The sequence below is a fragment of the uncultured Sphingomonas sp. genome (assembly GCF_913777625.1).
GTDB lineage: Bacteria > Pseudomonadota > Alphaproteobacteria > Sphingomonadales > Sphingomonadaceae > Sphingomonas.
In genome coordinates, this window is record NZ_CAJYTI010000020.1 from 307,499 (window position 1) to 332,645 (window position 25,147).

Annotated in this window: 22 protein-coding genes and 1 riboswitch; of the genes, 11 read left to right on the forward strand and 11 right to left on the reverse strand. The window is 67.1% G+C overall.

The features are described from left to right. The first annotated feature begins 1 nt into the window (after position 1). Positions 2-754 carry a metallophosphoesterase family protein gene (locus QZ814_RS11420; protein WP_294332165.1) on the forward strand — a complete coding sequence of 251 codons (753 nt, stop codon included), beginning with the start codon at positions 2-4 and terminating at the stop codon, positions 752-754. A 65-nt stretch (positions 755-819) separates the two neighbouring features. Here the strand turns inward: QZ814_RS11420 and QZ814_RS11425 are convergent, their stop codons facing one another. Then, positions 820-1,398 carry an FKBP-type peptidyl-prolyl cis-trans isomerase gene (locus QZ814_RS11425; RefSeq protein WP_294332168.1) on the reverse strand — a complete coding sequence of 193 codons (579 nt, stop codon included), beginning with the start codon at positions 1,396-1,398 and terminating at the stop codon, positions 820-822. Positions 1,399-1,482: 84 nt separating this feature from the next. Continuing rightward, on the reverse strand, positions 1,483-1,689 hold the full coding sequence (gene rpsU, locus QZ814_RS11430) for a 30S ribosomal protein S21 (RefSeq protein WP_010545388.1): 207 nt from the start codon (positions 1,687-1,689) through the stop codon (positions 1,483-1,485). 221 nt (positions 1,690-1,910) lie between these two features. On the opposite strand from rpsU, the gene QZ814_RS11435 reads away from it, so the two are divergent. From QZ814_RS11435 to QZ814_RS11450, 4 genes are all read left to right on the forward strand, one after another. Next, entirely contained in the window at positions 1,911-2,648 is a 738-nt protein-coding gene (locus tag QZ814_RS11435) for a response regulator transcription factor (RefSeq protein WP_294332170.1), read from the forward strand. After that, a complete protein-coding gene (locus QZ814_RS11440) occupies positions 2,645-3,925 on the forward strand; it encodes an ATP-binding protein (RefSeq protein WP_294332172.1) in 1,281 nt (426 codons plus the stop codon). Before QZ814_RS11435 ends, QZ814_RS11440 begins: the two co-directional genes overlap by 4 nt. A 133-nt stretch (positions 3,926-4,058) precedes the next feature. Next, entirely contained in the window at positions 4,059-4,910 is an 852-nt protein-coding gene (locus tag QZ814_RS11445) for an intradiol ring-cleavage dioxygenase (RefSeq protein WP_294332174.1), read from the forward strand. Between the two features lie 91 nt (positions 4,911-5,001). Next, positions 5,002-6,288 (forward strand): MFS transporter, encoded by a 1,287-nt coding sequence (locus QZ814_RS11450; protein ID WP_294332178.1) that lies wholly within the window; start codon positions 5,002-5,004, stop codon positions 6,286-6,288. Here QZ814_RS11450 and QZ814_RS11455 read toward each other — a convergent pair whose 3' ends face one another. From QZ814_RS11455 to QZ814_RS11465, 3 genes are all read right to left on the reverse strand, one after another. After that, positions 6,289-6,675: a response regulator gene (locus QZ814_RS11455; protein WP_294332181.1), complete on the reverse strand. Its 387-nt coding sequence runs from the start codon at positions 6,673-6,675 to the stop codon at positions 6,289-6,291. 69 nt (positions 6,676-6,744) lie between these two features. After that, complete coding sequence (locus QZ814_RS11460; protein ID WP_294332184.1) at positions 6,745-9,210, reverse strand: ATP-binding protein; 2,466 nt, start codon at positions 9,208-9,210, stop codon at positions 6,745-6,747. Next, a complete protein-coding gene (locus tag QZ814_RS11465; RefSeq protein WP_294332187.1) occupies positions 9,207-10,388 on the reverse strand; it encodes an EAL domain-containing protein in 1,182 nt (393 codons plus the stop codon). The genes QZ814_RS11460 and QZ814_RS11465 overlap by 4 nt, the downstream gene beginning before the upstream one ends. Before the next feature lie 652 nt (positions 10,389-11,040). Between QZ814_RS11465 and QZ814_RS11470 the strand changes: the two genes are divergently transcribed. The 5 genes from QZ814_RS11470 to QZ814_RS11490 all read left to right on the forward strand — a co-directional run bounded on the left by QZ814_RS11470 (position 11,041) and on the right by QZ814_RS11490 (position 17,597). Then, complete coding sequence (locus tag QZ814_RS11470; protein ID WP_294332193.1) at positions 11,041-12,357, forward strand: UDP-glucose/GDP-mannose dehydrogenase family protein; 1,317 nt, start codon at positions 11,041-11,043, stop codon at positions 12,355-12,357. Between the two features lie 97 nt (positions 12,358-12,454). Further along, on the forward strand, positions 12,455-13,396 hold the full coding sequence (cysD, locus tag QZ814_RS11475; RefSeq protein WP_294332195.1) for a sulfate adenylyltransferase subunit CysD: 942 nt from the start codon (positions 12,455-12,457) through the stop codon (positions 13,394-13,396). After that, positions 13,396-15,309, forward strand: coding sequence for a sulfate adenylyltransferase subunit CysN (gene cysN, locus QZ814_RS11480; RefSeq protein ID WP_294332197.1), 1,914 nt, complete (start codon positions 13,396-13,398; stop codon positions 15,307-15,309). The genes cysD and cysN overlap by 1 nt, the downstream gene beginning before the upstream one ends. Next, positions 15,306-16,025: a 3'(2'),5'-bisphosphate nucleotidase CysQ gene (locus tag QZ814_RS11485; RefSeq protein WP_294332200.1), complete on the forward strand. Its 720-nt coding sequence runs from the start codon at positions 15,306-15,308 to the stop codon at positions 16,023-16,025. Before cysN ends, QZ814_RS11485 begins: the two co-directional genes overlap by 4 nt. Before the next feature lie 363 nt (positions 16,026-16,388). Next, positions 16,389-17,597 carry a histidine-type phosphatase gene (locus QZ814_RS11490; protein ID WP_294332203.1) on the forward strand — a complete coding sequence of 403 codons (1,209 nt, stop codon included), beginning with the start codon at positions 16,389-16,391 and terminating at the stop codon, positions 17,595-17,597. 122 nt (positions 17,598-17,719) lie between these two features. Here QZ814_RS11490 and QZ814_RS11495 read toward each other — a convergent pair whose 3' ends face one another. From QZ814_RS11495 to glmU, 6 genes are all read right to left on the reverse strand, one after another. Then, positions 17,720-18,889, reverse strand: a complete 1,170-nt coding sequence (locus QZ814_RS11495; protein WP_294332205.1) for a glycosyltransferase — start codon at positions 18,887-18,889, stop codon at positions 17,720-17,722. Further along, the gene (locus tag QZ814_RS11500) at positions 18,889-19,662 is read right to left on the reverse strand and encodes a polysaccharide deacetylase family protein (RefSeq protein ID WP_294332208.1); all 774 of its coding nucleotides are present in this window, start codon (positions 19,660-19,662) and stop codon (positions 18,889-18,891) included. The genes QZ814_RS11495 and QZ814_RS11500 overlap by 1 nt, the downstream gene beginning before the upstream one ends. Before the next feature lie 498 nt (positions 19,663-20,160). After that, positions 20,161-21,984 carry a glutamine--fructose-6-phosphate transaminase (isomerizing) gene (gene glmS, locus QZ814_RS11505; RefSeq protein ID WP_294332210.1) on the reverse strand — a complete coding sequence of 608 codons (1,824 nt, stop codon included), beginning with the start codon at positions 21,982-21,984 and terminating at the stop codon, positions 20,161-20,163. Between the two features lie 143 nt (positions 21,985-22,127). Next, on the reverse strand, positions 22,128-22,439 hold the full coding sequence (locus tag QZ814_RS11510; protein WP_294332213.1) for a hypothetical protein: 312 nt from the start codon (positions 22,437-22,439) through the stop codon (positions 22,128-22,130). Positions 22,440-22,491: 52 nt separating this feature from the next. Then, on the reverse strand, positions 22,492-22,890 hold the full coding sequence (locus QZ814_RS11515; RefSeq protein ID WP_294332215.1) for a hypothetical protein: 399 nt from the start codon (positions 22,888-22,890) through the stop codon (positions 22,492-22,494). After that, a complete protein-coding gene (gene glmU / locus QZ814_RS11520; protein ID WP_294332218.1) occupies positions 22,887-24,242 on the reverse strand; it encodes a bifunctional UDP-N-acetylglucosamine diphosphorylase/glucosamine-1-phosphate N-acetyltransferase GlmU in 1,356 nt (451 codons plus the stop codon). The genes QZ814_RS11515 and glmU overlap by 4 nt, the downstream gene beginning before the upstream one ends. Positions 24,243-24,324: 82 nt before the next feature. Between glmU and QZ814_RS11525 the strand changes: the two genes are divergently transcribed. Further along, entirely contained in the window at positions 24,325-24,996 is a 672-nt protein-coding gene (locus QZ814_RS11525) for an HAD-IA family hydrolase (RefSeq protein WP_294332220.1), read from the forward strand. A 27-nt stretch (positions 24,997-25,023) separates the two neighbouring features. After that, a riboswitch (glycine riboswitch) is annotated at positions 25,024-25,114 on the forward strand. The last annotated feature ends 33 nt before the right edge of the window (positions 25,115-25,147 follow it).

Here is a 25,147-nt window from a genome sequence, read left to right on the forward strand (position 1 = left end):
CGTGCTGCGCTCGCTCTTCCGCCGTGTCGAGCCGCGCGCCTATGCGGTGCCGGCCGACACGCGTGCCTATGCCATCGGCGACATCCATGGTCGGCGCGACCTGCTCGAGGAGCTGCTGGCGCGCATCGACGCGGAACGCGCCGCCGATCCGCGTGCCGTCGAGCACCTGATCCTGCTGGGCGACCTGATCGATCGCGGTCCCGATTCTTGCGGTGTACTGGATCTTGTGCTCGCGCGCGCTGCCGAGGATCCGACGCTGACGATCCTCGGCGGCAACCACGAGTCGATGCTCGTCACCCTGCTGGACGGCGACATGTGGCATCTCGAATCCTGGCTGCACTTCGGCGGCGAGGAATGCGCCCGCAGCTATGGGCTGGACCCGACCGCGCTGCTCGCAGAGCCCGATCGCGCGGCCGACCAGCTGCGCGCAGCGATCCCGATCGCACATCAGGCGCTGCTGCGCGCGCTGCCCGATTGGCGTCGGGTCGGGGACGTGCTGTTCGCCCATGCCGGCATCCGGCCCGGCGTGCCAATCGACGCGCAGGATCCCCAGGATCTGCGCTGGATCCGCCTGCCCTTCCTGCGCAGCACGGCGGACCACGGGGTGCTCGTCGTCCATGGCCATACCGTGGTGGCCGAGCCGGAGATCCTTCCGAATCGCATCGCCATCGACACGGGGGCCAGCGCGACCGGGCGGCTCACCGCGCTTTGTCTCGACGGAACCACGCGGCGTTTTCTCGCTACCGGTATCTGACGCGCACGAAAAAGCCCGCGAGGGTCACTCGCGGGCTTTTCGAAATGTGCTGGATCGAGAACCGCTTACTGGCCGGCGGGTTCGCCTGCCCCCTGCGGTACGCCACCCTGCTGCTGCATCATCTGGCGGATGACCGCGGCCGGCACCAGTTCCTGCATGTTCACGTCGAAGATCAGCACCTGGTCGGACAGCTCGTTCTGCTGGCCACCCTCGGCACCATAGCCGAGCTTCGGCGGGAGCCAGAAGCGATAGCGCGCCCCCTTCTTCATCAGCTTCACGCCTTCGGTGAAGCCCGGGATCATCGGCTGGCCGACCTGGAAGCGCATCGGCGTCTTCGGCTGGAATTCCTTGCCGCTGCGCAGAACGCCGCGGATCTCGAGCACGACACCGTCCTGATCGGCAGGCGTCGCGCCGCTGCCGGCCTCGATCACCTGATACTGCAAGCCGGACGCGGTGGTCTGGATGCCCGGCTGGCTCTTGTGCCAGGCCAGGAACCCGTCCGCATCGAGATGCGACGAGACGGGCGTACGGGTACCGCTCCACGCAAGCGCGAAGGCAATGGCGGCCGCAGCCAGCACCCCCAACCAGATCCAGAGCTTGTAGCTGCCCTTGACGGGCTGGAGCGGAACGGCGGTCACCGACATGATCGGACTCCGGCAGGGATTCGCATCCCTGTTATGAAAGACAGGAAAGTACGGCGCGCGCTGTACACGCGCGCCGGGCAGGCCTCAACGGGCGCTGTCGCGCTCCATGCGCTTGCGCTCCAGCTTGCGGGCGCGACGCACGGCGGCGGCACGCTCGCGGGCGCGCTTCTCGCTGGGCTTCTCGTAGTGACGGCGGAGCTTCATCTCGCGATAGACGCCTTCCCGCTGCAGCTTCTTCTTGAGCGCCCGCAGCGCCTGGTCGACGTTGTTGTCGCGAACGATGATTTGCATAAAGTCGTACAGCTCCGATCAAACTCAATAGCAAGGGGCCGCCGAAACCATAGTTGCGGCGTCGAACGGGCCTCCTATCAGCGGTCCAGCGATTCTTCAAGCAAAAGCGTGCGGGGCCTGTCGCAGCCGCGGGTTGTGGCGCGAAAACCACGCCATCGCAGATTACAGCAGATTGCAGCGCTGCAACCGGCTCGATAGGTTTCTGCGGCAATAGCCCTTTCATGATGCAGTTAGCCCACGCCGTGGATTTCGAAACCCGCCTTCTGATTGTCGATGACGACCCCGGGATCCGCGAACTCACCGCCGCTTTCCTGTCGCAACACGGCTATGTCGTCGACACTGCCGAGGATGCGACGACGATGCGCGCCGCCCTCGCCGCGAACGACTATGCGCTGGTCGTGCTGGACCTGATGATGCCGGGCGAGGACGGCCTGTCCATCCTCCGCACGATGGACCGCCAGGCCGGGCCGGCGGTGATCTTCCATTCGGTACTGAGCGAGGACATCGATCGCATCGTCGGACTGGAGATGGGCGCCGACGATTATGTCGCCAAGCCCGCCAATCCACGCGAGCTGCTCGCGCGGATCCGATCGGTGCTGCGCCGCCTGAGCAACGCGCCCGCCGCGATTGCGGCGCCCGAGCGCAACTTCCTCCGCTTCGCCGGCTGGCGCCTCGATCCGGTCGGGCGGCAGCTCTATGATCCCGATGCCGTGCTGATCAACTTGTCGGACGGCGAGTTCCGGCTGCTCCTCGCGCTGGTCGAGCGCCCGCGCCGCGTGCTGACCCGCGATGCCCTGCTCGACTATTCGCGCGGCGCCCATGCCGAGCATTTCGATCGCGCGATCGACGTGCAGATGAGCCGCTTGCGCAAGAAGCTCGCCCGGCCGGGCGACGACGAGCTGATCCGCACCATCCGCAACGAAGGCTATATGTTCGTCGCCGAAGTCACGACAAAGTGACCTGGAAGCCCGTCTCGATCGTCGTGCCGATGATGCTGTTCGCCATTACTTCGGCGGCAGTGGTGATGCTGGTGCAATTCGGGATGGTGTTCCGCGGGCCGCCGCCGGGCTTCGGTCCGGTGCCTATCGCCCGCGTGGCCGAGGCCTTGCGCACCGGCCATGCACCCGCGACCGGGCACGGGCAGAAAATCCTGCTCAGCGTTTCGGACAACGAACGTTTCGGGCGCAACGAAGAACGCGCCTCCACGGACCGGGACCGGGCGATCGCCGCGCTGATCCCCGCCCCCGCAGACCAGGTCCGTGGCTATTATGAATGGCCGGTGCAGGACCCTGACCAGGACATCCATGGCAGCTTCACGATCGGCCGCCGCACCGACAATGGCTGGCTGGTCGCCTCGGTCAGCCGTGCGCCCGCGCTGGGACGCTGGCGAATCGCGATCCTGCAATGGATGCTCGTGACGCTCGTCATCCTCTCGCTGCTGGCCTGGGCCGCCGCGCGGCGCATGTCGCGGCCGATCCGGCGGCTTGCGGAGGCGGCGAAGCGCGCGCGACTGGGCGCCCCCGTCGCCATCCCGCTGCAAGGGCCCCGCGAGATTCGCGAGCTCGGCAAGGCGATGGAAGCGATGCAGACCCGCATCCTGCAGCAGGCGGAGAATCGCACGGTGATGCTGGCGGCGATGGCGCATGACATCGGTACGCCTCTGTCCCGCCTCGCCTTCTGGATCGAGCAACTGCCCGATGCCGCACGCGACCGCGCCGTGGCGGACATCGACGAGATGCGGGCGATGCTCGCCGCCACGTTGCGCTTCACTCGCGACGACCGCACGCATGGCGAGATGGTCCGCCTCGACCTGGGCAGCGTAATCGAGAGCCTGGCCGACGACCTTGCTGCCGCCGGCAAGCCGGTGGGGGTGGAAGCCGGTCCGCGCATGGTCGTGCTGGGGGATGCCCAAGCCCTGCGGCGGCTGTTCGGCAATCTGGTGGAGAACGCCATGCGCTACGGCCACGCGGCGGACATCTGGTGGACCGTGGAGGGCGGTCAGGGCGAGATCCTGGTCGACGACAAGGGACCCGGCTTCGACCTCGCTCGCGCCGACACGCTCTTCGCGCCGTTCGTACGCGGCGAAAGCTCGCGCAATCGGACCACCGGCGGTACCGGCCTGGGGCTCGCCATCGTTCGCTCGATCGTCGAGCTGCATGGCGGCGACGTCGTACTGGAGAATCGGCCGGGCGGCGCCGGCGGGCGGGTGCGGGTCCGCCTGCCGCTTGCAACCTGATGCAATCTTCCGCCACGCACTGACATCGCCGCGCGACCTGCCCGCTTCATTTTGCCTTCACAATCAGGAGGGCAGCTTGCAGGACCATCACGACCACGGGCACGACCACGGGCTCGGTGCAGATTTGCGCGCCATGACGGCGCTTTCCAGCCGCCGACGCGCCCTGCGTCTCTTCGCCGGCGCGGGAAGCGCGGCGATCCTTGCCGGATGCGACGGTGGCGGATCGAGCGGCAGCGGCACCGCCACGGCAGCCAGTGCCACGCCGACGCCGAGCGCCACCCCCACCCCCACCCCGACACCCACCGCAACGGCGACCACGAGCGGCAGCTGCGTGGTGGACCCGACCGAAACCAACGGCCCCTATCCGGCCGACGGCACCAACACCGCGTCGGGCCTGACCTCCAACGCGCTGACCGCGAGCAACGTCGTGCGCAGCGATATTCGGTCGAGCTTCATCGGCACCTCCACTGCGGTCGCGCCCGGCGTTCAGCTGACGCTGACGTTGACGGTGGTCGACGTGAACAGCGGGTGCGCGCCCCTGGCGGGCTACGCAGTCTATATCTGGCACTGCGACCGCGACGGGAAATACTCGCTCTACGATCTGCCGAACGAGAGCTATCTCCGCGGCGTGGGGGTAACCGACGCAAGCGGCAAGGTGACCTTCAACACCATCTTTCCGGGCTGCTATGCCGGGCGCTGGCCGCACATGCATTTCGAGGTGTTTTCCAGCCTCACCACTGCCACCGGCGGTCGCTATGCGACGCTGATCTCGCAGCTGGCGATGCCGGCTGCGGCCTGCGCCACCGTATATGGCAGCGCGAGCGGGTACAGCACCAGCCAGACCAATCTCGGCAGCGTCTCGATCGCGCGCGACAACGTGTTCGGCGACAACAGCGCCGCACAGATCGCACAGCAGACGCCGACGCTGAGCGGCAGCATCGATACAGGCTACACCGCCACCGCGGTGATCGGAATCGCGCGCTGAGGCTTATCGCGCGATCGACGTCGCCCGCCGAGGGGACCGTCCCCCCTGCACGTGCCTTTCCGGCGGGCGACGCTCTGCTATAGACGGGGGCATGGCCTCTGCTTCCGAACCCGCGCTGGACCGCGGCACGCGGCTGCGCTCGATCCTCGGCGGATCGGCCGGCAATCTGGTCGAATGGTATGACTGGTATGCCTATGCGGCGCTCGCCAGCTACCTCGCCCCCCATTTCTTCGCGCCCGGCACTGCGCAGGACCTGAACGCCTGGATCGTGTTCGCGATCGGCTTCTTCATGCGCCCGATCGGCGGCTGGCTGATGGGCGTCTATGGCGACCGGCATGGGCGCAAGGCGGGGCTCAGCCTCTCGGTGACGCTGATGTGCGCCGGCTCGCTGCTGATCGCCCTTACGCCGAGCTACGTGGCGATCGGCGGCTGGGCCACCGCGGCGCTGATCCTGGCGCGACTGCTCCAGGGTCTGTCGCTGGGCGGCGAATATGGCGCGAGCGCCACCTATCTATCGGAAATGGCGGGGCGGCGCCACCGCGGCTTCTTCTCCAGCTTCCAATATGTCACGCTGATCTCGGGCCAGCTGACCGCGCTGGTCGCGCTGCTCGCGCTGCAGGCGATGCTGCCGGAGCCGGCACTGCGCGCCTGGGGCTGGCGCCTGCCCTTCGCGCTCGGTGGCGCGCTGGCGCTGCTGGTCTATTGGCTCCGCCGCCGCCTTGCCGAGACCGAGAGCTTCACCCGGCGCGATCGTTCGGCGCCGTCGGGTGCCCTCGCGCTGTTCCGCCAGCATCCGCGCGAGGCGCTGCTGGTGCTGCTGCTCACCGCCGGCGGCACGCTCGCCTTCTACGCCTACACCATCTACCCGATCACCTTCCTCAAGAAGACAGCGGGCTTTTCGGACGCGGCGGCGACGCAGGTGAATGCGGCGGCGCTGTTCGTGTTCATGCTGGCCCAGCCGCTGGCCGGTGCGCTGTCGGACCGGATCGGGCGCAAGCCGCTGATGATCGGCTTCGGTGTGCTGGGACTGCTCTTCACCTATCCGATCTTCGTCGCGCTGGAAGGGGTGCGCGACGGGCGCACCGCCTTCCTGCTGATGACCGCGGCGCTGCTGATCGTGACCGGCTACACCGCGATCAACGCGGTGGTGAAGGCCGAGCTGTTCCCCGCCCATATTCGCACACTGGGCGTGGCGCTGCCCTATGCGCTGGCCAACGCGATCTTCGGCGGCACCGCGCCCTCGGTCGCCTTGTGGTTCAAGCAGTCAGGGTGGGAACGCGGCTTCTACTGGTATGTGACCGCGATGATCGGCATCTCGCTGATCACCTACGCAACGATGCGCGATACCGGCCGCAACAGCCGCATTGCCGAGGATTGATCAGGCGAGGATCGCGCCGCCGCGCTTGGCCAGCACGCGCCCGATCGCATCGAACAGGGCATCCATCGCCACGGGCTTGAACAGCACATCGTCGGCACCCGTTTCGATGCAGCGCTCGCGCAGATCGACGGCAGTGTCTGCGGTAACGACGATCACCGGCAGGTCTGCCTTGGCATCGGGGCGGGCACGAATCTGGCGGATCGTCTCGAATCCGTCGGTGCCCGGCATCCGCAGATCGACCAGCACGATGTCGAACGTTTCGGAGTCGATTCGGGCAAGCCCTTCTTCCGCCCAGGCAGCCTCCGCCATGGTGGCCCCCGCCACATCCAGCATGTCCTTGACGACACGACGATTCATAGGATCATCCTCGATGAACAGGATGTTCATCGCGGGGCACCCGCCGGGGCAAGCAACGAGGTTCCGGCCAATGTCTTCATGTCAAAGTGTGTTATCGCCTTAAGCCGCTTGCGTTACAAGCGGGTCTTTCCCCACAACATCCGCTACCCGTGCCCAGGCCGGAACCGCGGCTTGCAGCAATTCCGCCCCGGCGACCGGCTTTTCTATAACTTGTGTTACGCCAGCGTCCATAAATTGCGCCCGACGCGCGGCATCTCCCGCCGCTATTAGTAGCGTGGACCGCATTTGGGACTGGGCCCGGCAAAGCGTAGCGATCGTTTCGAACACGTCTTCCGTTGCGGTAGCAAGCGCCCCATCGTCAATGATCAGCGCGGCCAACTGCTCCAATTCGAGTAGCTGGAGCGCTTCCTGAAGGTCGCTCGCGAACTGCAGGCGCGGCACCGCCTTTTCGAACACGGCCCGCAGCATCGCGCGGGTGATCGGGTTGCGTTCGACGATCAGCACGCCGGCCCCGTCGGCCGGGGCGGCCGTCGCGGTTTCCGGCGGCTGCGCGCGTACGAAGGGCAGGTCCAGCGTGAACGTCGATCCCTCGCCCGGCGTGCTGGAGACGAGGATGGCGCCGCCCAGCGCCTGCGCCAGATTGCGACAGATCGTGAGGCCCAGCCCGGTGCCGCCATATTGACGCGTCGTGCTCGAATCCGCCTGTCGGAAGCTGTCGAAAATCTCCTCGATCTTGTCCGCCGCTATGCCGATGCCGGTGTCGGAAACCGCGATATGGAGCCGCTCCGCCGCACCGTCGTCCGCGGGCGCGATCGCTACCCGCAGGCCGATCTGGCCCGCCGCGGTGAATTTGGTGGCGTTGGACAGGAGGTTGAACAGCAATTGCCGCAGCCGGCTGGGATCGCTGACGATCCAGTCGGGCGCACCGTCCAGGTCGCTGACAAAGGCCAGCCCCTTGGCAACGGCAGGCTCGGACCACAGCCGGGCCACTTCGTTCGCAAGCGCGCGGAAATCCATCGGCACGGGGTCGACGGTGAGGTTGCCGCTTTCCATCTTCGCGACGTCGAGAATGTCGTCGACGAGCGCACGCATGGTGAGCCCTGCCCCCTGCACCACCTCCAGCCGCTCGCGGAGGTCGTTGGCAAGCGCGCGATCGGCGAGCATCACCTGCGTCATGCCGAGGATGCCGTTGAGCGGCGTCCGGATCTCGTGGCTCGTGGTCGCCAGGAACTCGGTCTTGGCCTGCAGCGCCTTCTCCAGCGCGGCATTGGTGCGGGCGAGCACCGCGTTGGCGGCGCGCACCTGATTGCGGCTGCGCCGGATCGTGAACAGACCGACGCTCAGCAGGATGATGACGAGCAGCGTCGCGGCGCCGAGCGACAGGAACAGCACGCGCTGAAACTGCGCGGCCTTGCGCAACTGCTCGGTCTTGAGCCGCTGGATGGTGAGTTCCTGGTTCGCGAAATCGAACCGCGCCGCCATCAGCGCGGCACTGTTGGTCGTGGATGCCTTGGCCGCTTCTTCGTTCAGCCGCTTGAGCGCTTCCAAGTGCCGCAGGGCCAGCCGATCGGCACCCAGACGCCGGTAGATGAGATACGCATAGAGATGCGGCGTCCGATAATCCTGCGTGGTGGTGGCAAGATCCATGCCTCTGAAGGTATCGGCAATCAGGCCCGCCGCCCGCGCCGCATCCCCTTCGTCATATGCCAACCGCGCCGCGGTTGCGTTCAGCATCCGCCGCAAAGCGCTGGCATCCGCCCCCTTTGCTAGCGAGAATGCGCGCGCAAGTGTCGCCTTCGTGGCGCCGAGATTGCCGGATTCGACCTGACTACGGGCCAGGTTGTCGAGAACTCGTACTTCAAGAAACGGCTTTCCAAGCTTCCGCGCCAGCGCGACAGCTGCGCTGAACTCGGCAGTTGCCTCCCGATAGCGATCAAGCGCGAGAAGCACATTGCCTCGCCGGTTGTGCAACGCCAACGAAAACAGCGGATCGCCTTCGTACAGGAGCGCCGCCTGGCGAAGGTACCGCTCTGCACGATTATAGTCTGATGCGGCAGCATATAGCGTACCGATGCTCTGCAACGCGATCGCTTGGCTTCTGGGCTCGCGCAGCTGCTCGAATATTCGATACGCGCTTTGGAAGGCCGAGAGCGCGTCAGCGGATTTGTCCTGCGTGAGGAACAGGTTCCCGAGCGCGATCTGGAGATCCCCCTTGAGCGCAACGGGGCCTCTTATCTTGGCGACGGCCTGCAACGCCGAACTCAGGGAAGCGCGCGCAGCCGCCGTGTGGTCGGACCGCAATTGCAATTCGGACAAGAGCCACAAGGCTGTGCCATGCACCAAGGCCCGCTCGGCGGGATCCGCGCCACGCGCTGCCATCGCGTCGATGCGTTTGATGATTGGCAGGGGATCCGCCGACTGATCGACGATCCTGTCGCGGGCCTCGCGTACCAGCGCGGAAACGTCCTGGGGCAGCCGCTGCGCATGCGCGCTTGAAGGCACACCAGCAATGATCAAGATGCCTAGCAGCGAGCGGGCGAGTGCCTGCCGGAAGCGGTCGCTCACGCGCGCTTCCACGAACTTCCCGCACGAAGGAATACCGGGCGGCTCGCCATTGTCTCCGCCAGCCGATCCTGCTCGCCAAGATAGGCGCACAATGCCGGGAACGGTACCGGCCGGGAAATGAGATAGCCCTGCACCAGATCGCAGCCCATCACGCTCAGCAAGGCGAGCGCGGCCGGGGTCTCCACGCCTTCCGCCGTCACTTCCATTTCCAGCGCATGCGCCAGATCGATCGTCGAGCGAACGATCAGCGGGTCGCGGTGGCTGGACGTCAGCTGGGTCACGAACATCTTGTCGATCTTCAGCTCCTTGGCCGGGAGCTGCTTGAGATAGGCGAGCGACGACAGGCCGGCGCCGTAATCGTCGATCGCCAGCACCACGCCGTGGTCCGCAAAGCGCTGGAGGTGCCGGATCGCGCTCTGCGGATCGCGGATCACCGCGGTTTCGGTGATCTCGAAGCCCAGCTTGGCTTCGGGATGGGCGGTGATGATCGCGCAGGCTTCGTCGATGAAGGTGCGGTCGGCGAGCAGCATGCCCGAGATGTTGAGGAAGAGCGGAATGTCATGTCCGGTCGCGGCGAGCGCACGCTGGTCGGCGATGACCTGGCGCAGCGTCCACAATGTGAGCTCCGCGATCTGGCCCGATTCCTCCGCGGCGGCGATGAAGTCGCCGGGCAGCACCAGCCCGCGTTCGGGATGCTGCCACCGGATCAGGGCCTCGGCGCTCGATACCTGCTGCTGGCGGACGTTGATCTTGGGCTGATAGTGCAGGAACATCTCGCCCGCGGCGATCGCACGCGGCAGTTCCGCAATCAGCGTGAGGCGGTCGACCGACCGGCCATCCACCGAGAGATCGATGACGTTGAGACCATCGGCATCCGCAGCGCCCGCCAGCGCCGCCTCCGCCGCTTCCAGCAGACGAAGCATATCGCCTTCGCCACTGGGCGCCCAGGCCGCGCCGATCTCGAAGTCCAGACGTGCGGCAAGGCCCTGCTCTTGCTGGAAGCTGCCCAGCGTCTGGCGAAAGGCATCGAGCCGGGCCGCCGCCTCCTCGCGATCGGCGGCAGGGAACGACAGTTCGATCAAGTCGCGGCTGGCCCCCAACAACTCGACCGGCTCCGCCTGCTCGGCGAGTCGTTCGGCCGCGGTCGCCAGAACGTCTTGGAGAGCAGATTTTCCCAAGATGCGGCGTACTGTCTCAAAATTGGTCACTCGGCAAAGCACCGACACATTTACGCCATGGCTCACCGCATGCCCTCCCGCCGCCTGGTTCGGCCAAAGACCGAATAAAGGACAGTTTGATCAAAAACTACTGCCTGATGTGGAAAGCCCCGAGAAAACCGACATTTGCGGCGTTTGCGCGATCGCCGCAGCCCCCGATTTTGCACAGCGTCTCCGCCCCCAGCGCCCAGACCCTAGCAAGCTAGGGCAAGTAAATAAATGAATGGTAAATGAATATATTCACCCTTCTGAAGCTATCGCCTCCGCAGATTCCCCGATTGCGAGGGGGTAAATTTTTCATTAACGAAATGACTTGCGCGTAACAGCGCAGAAATGGGAGCCAAAAAAATGACCTTCTTCACCCTGTTCTTCCGTGACGGCGCCACCGGTACGGACATCCGTCCGCTCTGAACCCCGTTACGCGCCGGCGGCCAATGGTCGCCGGTCAATAACGAAGATGGGAAAGGCCCGCCCCCGCGGGCCTTTTTCTTTTTCTGCCCCGTCTCGATCTCCCGATCAACATGCTGCGCCGCAATGGGTTGCGGTACCAGACGGTTCGGCTAAGAGCCTTGCCGGACCGCTGGGAACAACCTTCTCGTCACAGGGGATTAGCGTGCGCATTGCGATGATCGGCACGGGCTATGTGGGCCTGGTATCCGGAGCCTGCTTCTCGGACTTCGGCCATGAAGTCATCTGCGTGGACAAGGACGCGCGCAAGATCGAGCTCCTCCACCAGAACGTCATGCCCATCTACGAGCCTGGGCTCGACGCGCTGGTCGCCAGCAACGTCAAGGCGGGCCGGCTGTCCTTCACCACCGATCTTGCCGAGGGGGTCAAGGATGCCGACGCGGTGTTCATCGCCGTCGGTACCCCCAGCCGCCGTGGCGACGGCCATGCCGATCTCTCCTACGTCTTCGCCGCAGCGCGCGAGATCGCCGAGAACCTCACCAAGCCGAGCGTGATCGTCACCAAGTCGACCGTGCCGGTGGGCACCGGCGACGAGGTCGAGCGGATCATCGCCGAGGTCGCGCCCAACAGCGGCGCCAAGGTCGTCTCCAACCCCGAATTCCTGCGCGAAGGCGCCGCGATCGAGGACTTCAAGCGCCCCGACCGCGTCGTCGTCGGCACCGAGGACGAGTTCGCCCGCCAGGTGATGCGCGAGATCTACCGCCCGCTGTCGCTCAACCAGTCGGCCCCCGTGCTGTTCACCGGCCGCCGCACGTCCGAGCTGATCAAGTACGCCGCCAACGCGTTCCTCGCGGTGAAGATCACCTTCATCAACGAGATCGCCGATCTGTGCGAACAGGTCGGCGCGGACGTGCAGGAAGTGTCGCGCGGCATCGGCATGGACAACCGCATCGGCGGCAAGTTCCTCCACGCAGGACCCGGCTATGGCGGCTCGTGCTTCCCCAAGGACACGCTGGCGCTGATGAAGACCGCGGCCGACAACGAGACGCCGCTGCGCATCGTCGAAGCCACGGTGCAGGTGAACGATGCCCGCAAGCGCGCGATGGGCCGCAAGGTCATCAAGGCGATGGGCGGCGACGTGCGCGGCAAGACGGTCGGCATCCTCGGCCTCACCTTCAAGCCCAACACCGACGACATGCGCGACGCCCCCAGCCTGTCGATCATCGCCGCGCTGCAGGATGCCGGCGCGACGGTGAAGGCCTATGACCCCGAGGGCGTCGAGCAGGCGAGCAAGCTGCTCACCGACGTCGAGTTCGTCGCCAATCCCTATGCCGCCGCCGAGGGCGCCGACGCGCTGGTGATCGTGACCGAGTGGGACGCATTCCGCGCGCTCGACCTCACGCGCATCAAGAACAGTCTGAAGGCGCCGATCCTTGTCGACCTGCGCAACATCTATCCGCCGGCCGAGCTGGAGCGCGCCGGCCTGCAATATACCGGCGTCGGCAAGCCGAGCCGCGACTGATCCGCCTGCCCGCTCCCGCAAGTTGGCGGGAGCGGGTATGCCGCGCTAAACAATAACTAGATCGCATGCAGCGGCGGGGCTTTTTACATGCCCCTTCATGCTGCAAACGAGCACCATGGATTCCGCCACCGCATCGCCGCCGCCGTCGCTGACCCACCTCCAGCGGCTCGAGGCCGAGAGCATCCACATCCTGCGCGAAGTCGTCGCCGAGGCCGAACGGCCGGTCATGCTCTATTCGATCGGCAAGGACAGCGCGGTGATGCTCCATCTCGCGCGCAAGGCCTTTTACCCGGCGCCCCCGCCCTTCCCGCTGCTCCATGTCGACACGACCTGGAAGTTCAAGGCGATGTACGAAATGCGCGAGCGCTCGGCGGCCGCCGCCGGCATGGAACTACTCGTCCACCAGAACCCTGAGGCCAAGGCGCGCGGGATCAATCCGTTCGATCACGGCGGCCTCCACACCGACTTGTGGAAGACCGAGGGGCTGAAGCAGGCGCTCGACAAATACGGCTTCGACGCGGCCTTCGGCGGTGCCCGGCGCGACGAGGAGAAGAGCCGCGCCAAGGAGCGCATCTTCAGTTTCCGCACCGCCAGTCACCGCTGGGACCCCAAGAATCAGCGGCCCGAGCTGTGGCGGCTGTACAATGCCCGCAAGGCCAAGGGCGAGAGCATCCGCGTCTTCCCGCTCTCCAACTGGACCGAGCTCGACATCTGGCAGTACATCCTCGCCGAGGGCATCGAGATCGTGCCGCTCTACTTCGCCGCGCCGCGCCCCACCGTGGAGCGTGACGGCATGCTGCTGATGGTCGATGACGAGCGCTTCCGGCTGCACCCCGGCGAGGTGCCGGTCGAACGCTCGATCCGCTTCCGCACCCTCGGCTGCTATCCACTCACCGGCGCCGTGGAGAGCACGGCGGACACGCTGGAGAGCGTGATCCAGGAAATGCTGCTCACCACCACCAGCGAGCGCCAGGGCCGCGCGATCGACCATGATCAGGCCGCCAGCATGGAGAAGAAGAAGCAGGAGGGGTATTTCTGATGACCGCCTACCGCCCCGACGCGCTGATCGCCTCCGACATCTCGGCCTATCTCGAACTGCACCAGCACAAGTCGCTGCTGCGCTTCCTCACCTGCGGCTCGGTCGACGACGGCAAGTCGACGCTGATCGGCCGCCTGCTCTATGATTCGAAGCAGATCTTCGAGGACCAGCTCGCCGCGCTGGAGAATGATTCGAAGCGCGTCGGCACCCAGGGTCAGTCGATCGACTTCGCGCTGCTGGTCGACGGCCTCGCCGCCGAGCGCGAGCAGGGCATCACCATCGACGTCGCCTATCGCTTCTTCGCCACCGAAAAGCGCAAGTTCATCGTCGCCGACACCCCCGGCCACGAGCAGTACACCCGCAACATGGTGACCGGCGCCTCCACCGCCGATCTCGCCGTGATCCTGATCGACGCGCGCAAGGGCGTGCTCACCCAGACCAAGCGCCACAGCTATCTCGCCCATCTGCTCGGCATCCGGCATCTGGTGCTGGCGGTGAACAAGATGGATCTGGTCGACTATGACCAGGCGGTGTTCGACCGCATCGTCGCCGACTATGCCGCGTTCGCCGGCTCGATCGGCATTCGCGACTTTACCGCCATCCCGATCTCCGGCTTCCGCGGCGACAATGTCACGACGCGCAGCGATGCGATGCCCTGGTTCGCCGGCCCGGTGTTGCTCGACCATCTGGAGACGGTGGACGTCGATGCGGAGGCGGACCGGATCAAGCCGTTCCGCATGCCGGTCCAATGGGTAAACCGCCCCAATCTCGACTTCCGCGGCTTCGCGGGGCTGGTCGCTAGCGGGACCATCCGGCCGGGCGATCCGGTCCGCATCCTGCCCTCCGGCCGGACCAGCAGCGTCGCACGGATCGTGTCGATGGGCGGCGACAAGGACATCGCGGTCGCGGGCGAGTCGGTCACGCTGACGCTGGCGGACGAAGTCGACTGCTCGCGCGGCGATGTGATCGCCGCCGCCGATGCGCCGCCGCAAGCGGCAGACCAGTTCAAGGCGACGCTCGTCTGGATGGACTCGGCCGAGCTGCTGCCCGGCCGCGCCTATTGGCTCAAGCTCGGCACGCAAACGGTAAGTGTCGTCGTCCGCGCGCCCGAATATGCGATCGACGTCAACACCATGGCGCGCAGCGCGGTGAAGACGCTGGCGCTGAACGACATCGGCGTCGCCGAGATCGCCACCGACCGCGCCATCGTGTTCGAACCCTATGCCGACAGCCACGACCTCGGCGGCTTCATCCTGATCGACAAGCTGACCAACGCGACGGTCGGCGCCGGCATGCTCGAATTCTCGCTGCGCCGCGCCCAGAACGTGCATTGGCAGGCGATCGAGATCACCCGCGAGGCGCATGCCCAGCAAAAGGGCCAACAGCCGCGCCTGCTCTGGTTCACCGGGCTTTCGGGTTCAGGCAAGTCGACCATCGCCAATCTGGTCGAGAAGAAGCTGCATGCGCTGGGCAAGCACAGCTTCCTGCTCGACGGCGACAATGTCCGCCACGGCCTGAACCGCGACCTCGGCTTCACCGATCAGGACCGGGTGGAAAATATCCGCCGGGTGGGCGAAGTTGCCAAGCTGATGACCGATGCCGGCCTGATCGTGCTCACCGCCTTCATCTCGCCGTTCCGGGCCGAGCGCGCGCTCGTACGCTCGCTGCTGCCCGAAGGCGAGTTCTTCGAGATCTTCGTCGACACGCCGATCGAGGAAGCCGAGCGGCGCGACGTGAAGGGCCTCTACAAGAAGGCGCGCGCGGGCGAGATCGCCAACTTCACCGGCATCTCCAGCCCCTATGAGCCGCCGATCGCCCCGGAGATCCGCATCGACACCACCCGCACGACGCCCGAGGAAGCCGCCGAGCAGATCGTCGAGGCGATCATGGGCGTGTGGAGCCCGGTGCTGTGAACGACGCCCAGCTCGCCCATGCCATCGCCGAAGAAGCCGGGGCGCTGCTGCTGCGCATTCAAAGCGAGTGCGCCGGCGGCGCGCGCGGCGATGCCGAGGCAAATGCGCTGATCCTCGCGCGACTGCGCGCTGCCCGTCCGGAGGATGCGATCCTGTCCGAAGAGTCGGCAGACGATCCGGTTCGGCTCCACCGCAGCCGGGTTTGGATTGTCGATCCGCTCGACGGCACCCGCGAATTTGGCGAGCGGCGGGAGGACTGGGCGGTGCATGTGGCGCTGGCCATCGACGGGCGCCCAGCGGTTGGTGCCGTCGCGCTTCCCCGCCTGGGCCTGACGCTGGCGAGCGATACGCCCCCCGCACTGCTCCCGGCGCAAACGCCCCCGCGCATGCTGGTGAGCCGCACCCGCGCCAGCCGGCTCTGCGCGGACGTGGGCGGCGCGATCGGCGCGGTGCATGTCGGCATGGGATCGGCCGGCGCCAAGGCGATGGCAGTGGTACGCGGCGAGGCGGAAATCTACCTGCATTCCGGCGGCCAGCACCAATGGGACAATTGCGCGCCTGTCGCCGTCGCGCTGGCTGCGGGGCTGCACGCCTCGCGCATTGACGGGTCGCCGATCGTCTATAACGGCGCCAGCACCAGCGTGCCCGACCTGCTGATCTGCCGCCACGAATGGGCCGCGCCGGTGCTCGCGGCGGTCGCCACCTGCACATCCTAGCAGGCATCCGGACAAACACGGATGGGGCTCGCCCCGAATTACCGCGGCGCGCCGCGGGCGGTATTCAGGGTCATGCGATGCGGAGCGACTCCCCCCGCCCGTTTTCGCCAGTAGCGCGTATCGGCCAGCCCTGAAGTGACGCAGGGCCCAGCCATTTTGGAGTGAGTCGGCGTTCCACACTCCGATCCCCCCGTGGGCGCCGACTCACTTTGAGCGTAGAAGAGCACTTGCGCATGGGCCGGTCCGCTTCCCCTCCCTCGGCGGACCGGCTTTTTGTTGACCGGCACCTGCTCCCGCCGCCGCAGCGGATTGGTATCTCTTTGGCGTCATAAGGCGTTCACATCCGAAGCCTAGGCGATGACGATGTCGCTTTCCCCCTTCTGGATGCTGCCGGCACTGGCCGGCCTGCTCTGCACCGCCACGCCGGGCCTTGCTCGTCCGCAACCCTCCACCGAGCGCGTGATCCTTCTGATGCGCCACGGCGTCCGCTCGCCGCTGGACGGCGAGGTCCCCGCCGGCACGCGCACCCGCCATCCCTGGCCGCGCTGGACCGCGCCTGCCGAGCAGGTAACGCCGCACGGCGCCGCGGCCCTCCGCGCGCTGGCGCAGGCCGATCGCCGCTGGCTGGCCACCGCCGGCGTGCTGCCCATACAGGGTTGCCCGGCGCCCGAGTCCCTGCGCATCTGGACCAACAGCTCGCCGCGCACGATTGCCAGCGGGACCTATTATGCCCAAGGCTTCGCGCCGGGCTGCGCCCTTGCGGTCGGCCACAAGCCGGTAGGCACAACCGACGCCTTGTTCGAACCGCTGAACCTCCACCCGCCACGCTTCGATGCCGGCAAGGCGGTGGAGTCCATCCAGCGTTACACCGGCGGCGCCGGGGCACTGACCGAACGCCACCGTGCGGGTCTGGCGATGCTCGAGCGCGTGCTCGCCTGTCCTGCAACGCCGTGCAGCCCGGCCGCCCCTTCTGCCGTAGCCGCGAGCGCCGACGGCCATGGCATCGACCTTGCGGGGCCGATCCGTGCTGCTTCCGGCACCGCGCAAGTGCTGATGCTGCAATATCTGGAGGGACTGCCGATGGCGCAGGTCGGCTGGGGGCGCGTTTCGCCGGCGACACTGGCGCAGCTGGGGGCGGTCCATGGCGCGCTGTTCGACGTGTTCAGCCGCCCGCCTTACATGGCCGCGTTCCAGATGGCGCCCACGGTCGACCGCATCACGCACGACCTGATCGACGACCATGCCCCCGCGTTCGACCTGCTCGTCGGCCACGACACCAATGTCGCAGCACTGGCCGCCGTGCTGGGCGTAGCGGTGCAGGCGCCGGGCTTTGCCGAGAACGACCCGTCGCCCGGCGGCGGCATCGCCATCGCGCTGATTCGTGCGCCCGACGGCACCAAGGCCGTGCGACTCTGGTATCGCAGCCAGAGCGCCGCCGATATCCGCACCGCGCGGGCCAGCGCCGCCTGGATCCCGCTGCGGCTCGCGGGCTGTGACGAAGGTGCGGAGCATCGCTGCCCGCTGCCGCGCTTCCTGAAGCGACTGGAGATCGCGACGGCAGCTGCGCGCTGACCCGACACCCCCGGCGATGGGACAAACATCCCACGCCGCCAGACGCGGTACAGGGTTCGACCTACCCTAGCGAAACCCGGTCCCGCAGCATCCCTGTTCGCGCTTCGTCTTTCCGCTGTGCCTCACGCCGCGCGCGAATAGGCCATCGCCCGGTAGCTCGCGAACAGCTCTTCGAAATGCTGGTCCATCGTGCGGGTGGACGGCGCATCGGCGGTCGCGCGCATGCGGTGGAACAGCGGCGTGGTCTCGACGAACTGAGTCAGCGCGTCGCGCAGGCTCACGGGATCCGCCGCGCGATAGAGCATGCCCTGTCCTTCGACGAACTGGTCCGCGGCGCCGCCCTCATCGGGCACGATCAGCGGCAGGCCGCTGGCGCGCGCCTCGGCCGCGACCATGCAGAAGGTCTCCGCCTCGCAGCCATGGACCAGCGCGTCCGAACTCGCCAGCACGCGCGCGAGTTGCTCGCGGTTGCTGGTCGGCTCGAACAGCTGCGCGTGCGGGTTGCGGCCGATCGCGGTGATCACCTTGGAACGCGCGGTGCCGGTGCCGATCAGGATCAGCCCCATGGGGTGCCGCCCCGCCGCCGCTTCCGCAGCCTCGATCACCATTGGCCAGCGCTTCTCCGCCGCCAGCCGGCCGACGCCGATCAGCAGCGTCGCCTCGGGGCCCAGGCCGCAGCTGGCCAGCAGCTCGGCGCGCAGGTTTTCGTCGCGCAGGCTCGGATCGAAATAGCCGGGCTCCACGCCCATCGGGATCGTCACCACCTTGGTGAGACCGCCTTCGGTCAGCCGACGGGCAAGATCGCGCCCCGCCGTCACCACCTGGTCGAAGCCTTCGTCGAGGCGACGCAGGTGCTGCCAGAACGAGGCGAAGCCCTTGTCGATCGTCTCGCGATTGGCGATCGTGCCGAACCAGCGATAGGCATAGGCGGCCAGCGGATCGGCATGCATCACCAGCGCGCGCGGTGCCGACCCCTGCCAGCGCGCGACCATCGAGGCGCTGCGCCACGGCGACGAGGCCTCGACGAAATCCGGTTTCCAGCGATCCAGCGCCGCGTGCAGCGCGGGCTCGTCGTCGAAATAGCGGTAGCGGCGGTCGAGCGGCAGCAGCGGCGCCGGGATCGTCGCCAGGATCGCGCCATCGCGCTCCTCGAGGATCTCCTCGCGCTCGCCGGGGGCAAGGATGATGATCTCGTGCCCCAGCTTGGCGCCGAGTTCCATCTTGCGACGGACATAGGTTTTCACGCCGCCGCCATAGGGGCTGTAGAAGGCGCAGACGTCGAGGATGCGCATCAATGCGTCTCCAGCAGTTCACGATATTGGCCGAAGCGGCCGCCCTTGGTCAGCGCACCAAGCGTCTTGTCGATGCTCGTCAGCAGCGCCGGTACGGTGACATCCCCCGGATGCACGCCGAGCCGCATCGCCGGGCGGCGCGGCAGCAGCGCGCGGGCGATCGCCGCCACCGCCAGCGACGAGGCGATCCGGCTCTTGCTGCGGCTGGCCCAGGTGATCACCGGGCCCTTGGCCAGCACGCGGTCCTGCTGCTGCGGCGCCCAGACGCGGAAATGATCTTCGGCCAGCGCGAAATCGAGGTCGCGCAGCGCCTCGCGGGCGCCGTCGCCATAGAGCCAGGCGGGCGCGATGAAGCCGGTGACCGGGCGGCCGATGATATCCTCCACCAGCGCCCGACCGCGGGTCATCCGGTCCCGCGCGGTGGCATAATCGAGGCCGAGGAACTCGCCCTCGCCCGCGGTCATGTGCTTGGCCTTGAATCGCGCGCCGGCCGAGGCATGCTCGGACACATCCTTGTGGAACCAGCCGTGCAGGAACATCTCGATGCCCGAGTCGGCCCAGGCGCGCAGCCGCGTGGCAAACGGGCTGCCGGGGACGAGCGGCGCCGATCCCCAGTGATCCGGGACCACCAGCATTGCATAGCGAGGACTGCCGATATGCTTCAGGAACAGCTCGGAAAGCTGGTCGACCGCGCCCTCGGAACGGGGCCCGACATCGTGGATCGATGCGAGCAGGCTGGGGCCCTTGGGCCGTTCGGAGGTGGGTGCGGTCATCATCGTTCTTTGCTGCAGGTGCGAGCGATATAGACCGCCGGAACCGGGCGGCAAGCGGGCGGAAATTCGACTTTTTCTAACGCACGGAACTTAAAGGGGTAAACGACGCGGTCCGGCGTGAACCGCAGCGAGACTGCCATATTTTCAGACGCTGGGCCAGTGGCGGCAAGCCTACCCTGCAAGGCAGGGGGATCGCATATGAAGCCAGGGACCGGCGGATTTCGAGAAGCGATCGTCATTCCCGCGAAGGCGGAAATCCATTGCCCTGAGCGCCGGGGGAAAGAATCTCGGCATCAGCGCCAATGGATCCCCGCCTTCGCGGGGATGACGACGTATTTTGGCCAAATGCGATGCCCTCCCGCCAAGGGAGGTGGCAGGCCGAAGGCCTGACGGAGGGGTGTCCACGCTAATGGGTCGCCCCCCCCTGCAAGTGGCGATGCCCCTCCACCACCGCCTTCGGCGGCGGTCCCCCTCCCCCTCCGGAGGAGGATCTGGGGGTCACTCCACCGTCACCGATTTCGCCAGGTTGCGCGGCTGGTCGACATCGGTGCCCTTGGCCACCGCGACATGGTACGCCAGCAGCTGCACCGGCACGGCATAGACGAGCGGCGCGATCAGCGGGTGGACCTTGGGCATGGTGATCGTGGCGATGCAGCCGTCGCCGGCCGCCTGAATGCCGTCATAATCCGAGATCAGCACCACCTTGCCGCCGCGCGCCTGGACTTCCTGCATGTTGCTGACGGTCTTGTCGAACAGCGGGCCCGAGGGCGCGATCACGATCACCGGCACGGCGTCGTCGATCAGCGCGATCGGCCCGTGCTTCATCTCGCCGGCGGCATAGCCCTCGGCATGGATATAGCTGATTTCCTTGAGCTTCAGCGCGCCTTCCAGCGCCAGCGGATAGTCCGTGCCGCGCCCCAGATAGAGCACGTCGCGCGCCGCCGCGATTACCCCCGCCATCGCCTGGATCGATTCGTCATAGGCAAGTGCGGCGTTGAGCGAGGCCGGGGCCTCCGCCAGATGCCGCACGATGCGGCGCTCTTCCGCCTCGTCGAGCTTGCCCTTGGCCTTGGCGAGATTGGCTGCCAGCGCCGCCAGCACCGCCAGCTGGCAGCTGAACGCCTTGGTCGAGGCGACGCCGATTTCCGGACCGGCATGGGTGGGAAGCAACAGGTCCGCCTCGCGCGCCATCGAACTGGTCGGCACGTTGACCACTGCGGCGATCGTCTGCCCCTCGCTGCGCGCGTGACGCAGGGCAGCGAGCGTGTCCGCCGTCTCGCCCGACTGGCTGATCACGATCATCAGCCCGCCCTCTTCCATCACCGGCGCGCGGTAGCGGAATTCGGAGGCGACATCGATGTCGACCGGCACGCGCGCGAACTGCTCGAACCAGTATTTCGCCACCATGCCGGCATAGAAGCTGGTGCCGCAGGCAACGATGGTGACGCGCTTGATCGCCGAGAGATCGAAGTCCGGGATCGGCAGCGTGATCGTCTCCTCCATGCGCTGAAGGTAGGAACGCAGCGTCTGCGCGACGACGATCGGCTGCTCGTAGATCTCCTTGAGCATATAGTGCCGATGATTGCCCTTGGAGATCAGCTCGCCGGTGACGCCGGAAATGGTGATCGGCCGTTCGACGGGGTTGTTGTCGCGGTCGAAGATCTCCGCACCTTCCCGCGTGATGACGACCCAGTCGCCCTCTTCCAGATAGGCGATTCGCTGGGTCAGCGGCGCCAGCGCCAGTGCGTCCGAGCCGAGATAGGTCTCGCCGTCGCCATAGCCGACGACCAGCGGCGAGCCGAGCCGCGCGCCGACCAGCAGGTCGGGGTGCTGGCGGAACAGGATGGCGAGCGCGAAGGCGCCGTGGAGGCGCGGCAGTACCTCGCGCACCGCCTCGGCCGGGGCCATGCCGGCCTCGACCTTCTCGCTCACCAGGTGTGCCACGACCTCGGTGTCGGTCTCGCTGGTGAAGGTCCGGCCGCGGGCGGTCAGTTCCTCGCGCAGCGCCTTGAAATTCTCGATGATGCCGTTGTGGACGAGGGCCACTTCGCCGGTGGCGTGCGGGTGCGCGTTGTTGGTGGTCGGGCCGCCATGGGTCGCCCAGCGGGTATGGGCGATGCCGGTGGTGCCGGGCAACGGGTGGGCGGCGAGTTCCTTGCCTAGGTTGACCAGCTTGCCCGAGGCGCGGCGGCGCTCGATCCTGCCGTCTACGTCGGTCGCGATACCGGCCGAGTCATAGCCGCGATATTCCAGGCGCTTGAGGCCTTCGAACAGACGCTCTGCGACGTCTTCCTTGCCAACGATTCCAACGATTCCGCACATGGCATCCGTCCTCCTGCCCCCGCCCCTAGCGCGGGCCGGCGGCCGCCGCTAGCGGGGGGATGCTGACAGGGTGCTGAATGCACGAGGGGCGCTTCAAGTCCCGCCCCTCCCGGGCATCCGGTGAGTAGCGCGAGGCGCTGGATTCAATGCGGGAAGTTGGTGTCGTTGAAGATCCGGGTGAACTCGGCCGGATCGGGTTCGTGCCCCTGCTCCTCACGAAAGCGAACGGCGCCCTTTTCCCAGACCTCGCGGATCGCGCCGGCAATGCCCTCGGGAAACTGCATCCGCTCGACGACGATGCTGCGCCAGTCGCTGTCGCCACCGAACGCCTCGCGCAGCGCCGGTTCTGCTGCGGTGAGCTGTGCATCGCTCTTATCGTCGAGATGGCCGATCGCGTCGAGTACATAGGCGTCGAGCAGCTTGAGGAACGGTTTGTCGGTATAGCGGTCGGTCATGGGCGGCCTTTCGTGCCGAAAAGGGGTGCCGGTGCAGCGACCGGCGCGAAGTTCAGCCAAGGATCTCGATCTGATCGATCGAATCGACGGCGATGCGGGTCTGGAAATGCGATCCTACCGGCACGCGCCGCGCCGTGCCCTTCACCCGCACGCGCTTGCCGGTGAGGACGTCCTGCGGATAGCCGCCCAGTTTCTCCTTCAGCGCGTTGATCGCGGCCGAATGCAGCTCGATGGTCAGGTTGCCGGGGTCCTTATAGTCGGCCGCGGAATTGAGATAGACGTTGAAGCCGCCGCCGCCGGCCGAGGCCACCACGAAGGAAAACACGCCGCTCACGTCGCCCGATTTGGCAACGGCGACGATGGTCTCCGCCGGTCCCATCGCGGTCTGGGCGAGCGCGGGCAAGCCGGCAACCAGCAGTCCAGCGCCAACGATACCGAGTAGCTTCTTCATTTACCGCGCTCCTTGCGTGCCTTCATGGCCGCACGGAAGGTCGTCGCCCAACCCGGCTTCGTCAACGTTTCCGGCCGCGTAACGGCCAGCGCATCGGCTTCCACATCACGCGTGATCACCGATCCGGCGCCGATGATCGCGCCATCGCCGATCGCCACCGGCGCCACCAGCGCGCTGTTGGATCCGATGAAGGCGCCTTCGCCGATCACCGTCTTCTGCTTGAGGTAGCCGTTGTAATTGCACGTGATCGTGCCCGCGCCGATGTTGGCGCCGGCACCCACACGGGCATCGCCCAGATAGGTGAGGTGGTTAGCCTTGGCGCCCTTGCCGAGCACGGCATTCTTCAGCTCGACGAAATTGCCGACATGGGCGTCCGCCTCCAGCACCGCGCCGGGGCGCAAGCGAGCGAACGGGCCGACGGTGGCACCGCTGGCGATCGTCGCACCTTCGATATGGCTGAACGCGCGGAGCACCACGCCGTCCGCCACGGTGACGCCGGGGCCGAACACGACGTTCGGCTCGATCGTCACGTCGCGGCCGAGGTGCGTGTCATAGGCGAACCACACCGTCTCCGGTGCGATCAGCGTGGCGCCCTCGACCATCGCGCGGGTGCGGCGGGCCTTCTGCCATTCGGCCTCCAGCGCGGCCAGTTCGCCCCGGCTGTTGACGCCGGTGACTTCGGTGGCGTCGGTCTCGATCACTGCCGCCACCCGGCCGTCGCCATTGGCCAGCTCGACGATGTCGGTGAGATAATATTCGCCAGCGGCATTGTCGGCGGTCACGCGTTCGAGCAGTGCGAACAGATCCACGCCGCGCACCGCCATCAGGCCCGAATTGCACAGCGTGACGGCACGCTCCTCGGCACTCGCGTCCTTGTATTCGACGATCTTCGAGAGGCGATCGCCGCCCTGGACGATCAGCCGGCCATAGGCGCCCGGTTCGACCGGGCGGAAACCGAGCACCACCACCGCAGGCGCATCTTCGCCATGCAGTCGTTCGACCATCCGTCGCATCGTCGCGCTGGTGACCAGCGGCACATCGCCATAGAGGATCAGTACATCGCCATCGAAGCCCGCCAGGGCATCCTTCGCCTGCAGCACCGCATGGCCGGTGCCGAGTTGCTCGGCCTGGTGCGCGGTCTCGGCCCCCAGCGGGGTGACGGCGGCCTCGACCTGCTCGCGGCCCGCGCCCACGACCACCACTTCGCGCGCGGCGCCCAGCGCCTTCACGCTGTCGATCAGGTGGAGCAGCATGGGCCGCCCGGCGATCGGGTGGAGCACCTTGTGAGTATCGGATTTCATCCGCGTGCCCTTGCCGGCAGCGAGGATGATCGCGGCGATGGGTGCAGTCACGTGGGCAGTCTCCGCTGATTGGGAGGCCGGCACTGCCACGCATCGGTTGCCATTTCCAGTAGGCCGGTGCCATGGGCCGCGCATGACCGGTTTTCCCTTCGCCACCATCGGCTTCGATCTCGACGGCACGCTGCTCGACACCAGCGGCGACATCGCCGCCGCGCTCAACCGGGTGCTGGTGGCGGACGGTCGACCTGCCCTGCCGATCGATCGGGTGCTGCCGATGGTTGGCCGGGGCGCGCGGGCGCTGCTGGCCCAGGCGGTGGACGCAACCGGCGGCGGCGATCCCGAGGTGGTGGATGCGCTCCACCCGCGCTTCGTCGACGCCTATGCCGCCCATGTCGCCGACCACAGCCGGCCCTATCCAGGCATGCTGGATGCCCTGGATGCGCTGGCGGCACGCGGGGCCACGCTCGCGGTGGTGACCAACAAGCCCGAAGCGCTGACCCTGCCGCTCCTGGAGGCCACCGGGCTGCTCGCCCGCTTCGCCACCGTGATCGGCGGCGACACGCTCGGCCCCGGCACCGCCAAGCCTTCCCCCGCGCCGATTCTGGAGATGCTGGCGCGCTGCGGCGGCCCGGCGGCGTTCGTCGGCGATTCGATCTACGACGTGCAGGCGGCGCAGGCGGCAGGCGTGCCGGTGATCGCGTGCAGCTTCGGCTTCTCGGCGGTTCCGGTGGCGACGCTCGGCGCCGAGGCGGTGATCGATTCCTATGCCGAGCTGCTGCCGACACTCGCACGAATGAGCGTTTGACAGCGATCGCCGCCACGGCGAAACACAAGATGTCGGAAAGGGAGAGAATCCGGGAAACCGGATCGCCGAAGGAGCAACCGCCCCGGAAACTCTCAGGCAAAAGGACCTTCCGACAACCACATTCTGGAGAGTGGTGCCCCGAGCACCCGCC